This window comes from Verrucosispora sp. SN26_14.1, assembly GCF_004307965.1.
GTDB lineage: Bacteria > Actinomycetota > Actinomycetes > Mycobacteriales > Micromonosporaceae > Micromonospora.
On sequence record NZ_SISL01000616.1, the window covers coordinates 1 to 2,838 of the forward strand.

The window sequence follows — 2,838 nt, forward strand, 5'->3', positions numbered from 1 at the left end:
GCCCGCCCGTGCCGGCCGCGCGGGCTTGGCGCGGCGGCCCTGGTCAGGTTGACTGGTGCCGTGTTGAAGATCGGACTCACCGGCGGGATCGGCTCGGGCAAGAGCGCGGTGGCACGCCGGCTGGTCGAGCGCGGGGCGGTACTCGTCGACGCCGACCGGATCGCGCGTGAGGTCGTGGCCCCCGGCACCGACGGGCTGGCCGAGGTCGTCGCGGCCTTCTCCGAGCGGGTGCTCGACGCCGACGGCGCGCTGGACCGGGCCGCACTCGGCGAGGTGGTCTTCGCCGACGAGACGGCCCGCCGCCGGTTGGAGGCCGTCGTGCACGGTCGGGTGCGGGCCCGGACGGCGGAACTGGTCGCTGCGGCGCCACCGGACGCCGTCGTGGTCAACGACGTGCCGCTGCTGGTGGAGGTGGGGCTGGCCGCCACGTACCACCTGGTGGTCGTGGTGCGCACGGAGGTGGAGACCCGGCTGCGACGGTTGGCCCGCGACCGGGGGATGAGCCGGGGTGAGGCGGAGCGGCGCATCGCCGCGCAGGCCGACGACGCCCGCCGCGCGGCGGCGGCGGACGTGCTGCTCACCAACGACGGCACCCTCGACGAGTTGCACGCGACGGTCGACGCGCTCTGGCAGGACCGGCTGGTGCCCTACGAGGTCAACCTGCGGCAGCGACGGCCGGTCCGCCTGGACCGGGTGCGCCTGGCCGAGCCCGACCCGACCTGGCCACAGCAGTACGCCCGGCTGGCCGCCCGGATCCGGCACGCGGTCGCCCCCGCCGACCTGCGGGTGGACCACATCGGGTCGACGGCGGTCCCCGGTCTGGCCGCCAAGGACGTCATCGACGTGCAGCTCAGCGTGTCGTCGCTGGCCGAGGCGGACGGACCGATGGCCGACCGGCTCGCCGACGCCGGGTTTCCCCGACTGCCCGGTGAGTGGTGGGACACCGCGCGCACCGGCGGCGGCCGGTGGAAGAAGCGGTTGCACGGCAGCGCCGATCCGGGCCGCCCGGTGCACCTGCACATCCGCCAGGACGGCTCACCGGGCTGGCGGTACGCCCTGCTGATGCGCGACCACCTGCGGGCCGATCCGGACCGGCGGGCCGCGTACCTGGGACTCAAGCGGGAGTTGGCCGCCTCCGCGCCGGAGAGCGGCACGTACGCCACGGCGAAGGACCCGTGGTTCGACGAGGAGCACCTGCGGGCCGAGGAGTGGGCCGCCCAGACCGGGTGGCGTCCCTGACCGGTCGCTCTCAGGTCGGCGGGGTCAGCCGGGGTGTCCGCCCGGTGGTCAGGTCGAGCTGTGCCCAGGCCCCGGCCGGGGTCCGGGTCTCCAGTCGGCGCAGCAGCCCGGTGCGGTCGACCCAGTAGCGGGTCGGTCCCCGGGCGGTCTCGACCTCGACGACGTCCACCGGGACGCCGCGGTGACTGTCGCCACGGATCCGCCGGGTGCTGCCCTGCGGGCCGGTGCCCCGGGCGGCCCGCAGCGCGGCGGACACCAGCGGGTCCAGGGCCGAGGTGCGGTGCGGGCCGGTCCGCCAGCCGGTGGTCGGAGGTGGCAGCGGTGGCCGTGCCGCCGGGTCCGCGCCGGGTCGGGTCTCGATCCGGGCCACCGTGCGCCGGCCGTGCCGGACCAGGACGCGGCGGTCCGTCGCGTCGAGTGCGGTGACGCCCAGGTACGCGGTGCCCGCCGTCCAGCTCAACCAGCCGGAGCCCCGCAGGTCGAGGTCGGTGCCGACCGGGCCGACCAGGGTGACGGTGGCACCACCGGCGGCGCGCAGCCGGGCGGGCAGCCGCTGCCAGCGGTGCCGTTCGGCGGTGGTGAGGGCACGGGGCAGGCCGGGGCGGCCACCCAACGCGTCGACCGGGCGCAGCGTGGGCCGGTCGGCGCGGTGCAGCTGGAGATTCACCTGACCGACGCCGGGCAGGGTGGTCTCGACCCGGTGCAGCCGTCCGGTCGTGTCCAGCCAGTACCGGGCGACGCCGGTGTGGGGTGCGGCGCTGGGTGATCCGGTCGGGGTGGTGCCGCCGGTGGCGACGGGGCGCGGCAGGGACGTCTCCAGCACATCGACCGTCTCGCCGGTGACCTGCTCGTGTCGCAGCCAGCGGCCGGAGAGTCCGTCGGCGGGTTCCGGCCGGTCGAGGGCCAGGTCGAAGACCAGGCCCAGCAGCGGGTCGAGGCTCCGGTCGGCGCAGAGCCGCCAGTCGTCGCCCGGGGGCATCAACGGCGGCATGGCGGGGGTCGACATGGCCTCCGGGTCGGGGCGGACCACGGCCACGGTGGGGGTGGCCTGGACCAGTCCGCGCAGCGGGCCGGCGCCGGGACCGCTGACGTCGAGGTAGACCAGCCGGCGGGCCCAGTCGACCCAGCCGAGCAGATCGGTGCGGCCGGCGGTGCCGCTCACCGTGAGGTGCAGTCCGGCACGGACGTCCCGGTAGTTGACGACCCGCATGGCGGCCAACCGGTCCCGCTCGGCGGCCGTGAGCTCACGGGCGGGTGGTGCGGCGGGCGCCCAGTTCACCAGGGTCGCGACCAGGGTGACGGCGGAGGCGGCGGCCGTCAGGGCGAGCGCGGCCAGAACGACGCGGCGACGCCGGGCGGCGACCTGTCGGGAGTGCCCGGCCGCCGGGGTCGTCCCGGCGAGGTCGTCGTCCTCGGCCGGGTTGCCGGCCGTCGGGTCGAGCATGCCGTGCGCCACGGCCGCCCGTCGGACGCCGGGGCGCGGTCGGGGTGCTGCGGCGGCCGGGTCGGTCCCGGACAGACCGAGGATCTCCGGTGGGGTGAGGCCGGCGCGGTGCCGGCGGGCACCGGCGCGGCGGCGGTTGCCCCGTCCGGCGGGGG

At 77.2% G+C, this 2,838-nt stretch carries 2 protein-coding genes; one reads left to right on the plus strand and one right to left on the minus strand.

The annotated features are described in order from the left end of the window. Nucleotides 1-60: 60 nt before the first annotated feature. Nucleotides 61-1,239, plus strand: a complete 1,179-nt coding sequence (coaE, locus tag EYA84_RS29970; RefSeq protein WP_131057492.1) for a dephospho-CoA kinase — start codon at nucleotides 61-63, stop codon at nucleotides 1,237-1,239. 10 nt (nucleotides 1,240-1,249) lie between these two features. On the opposite strand, the gene EYA84_RS32775 is transcribed toward coaE, so the two are convergent. Continuing rightward, the coding region (locus EYA84_RS32775; RefSeq protein ID WP_161595068.1) for a hypothetical protein at nucleotides 1,250-2,838 on the minus strand (1,589 nt) is incomplete at its 5' end.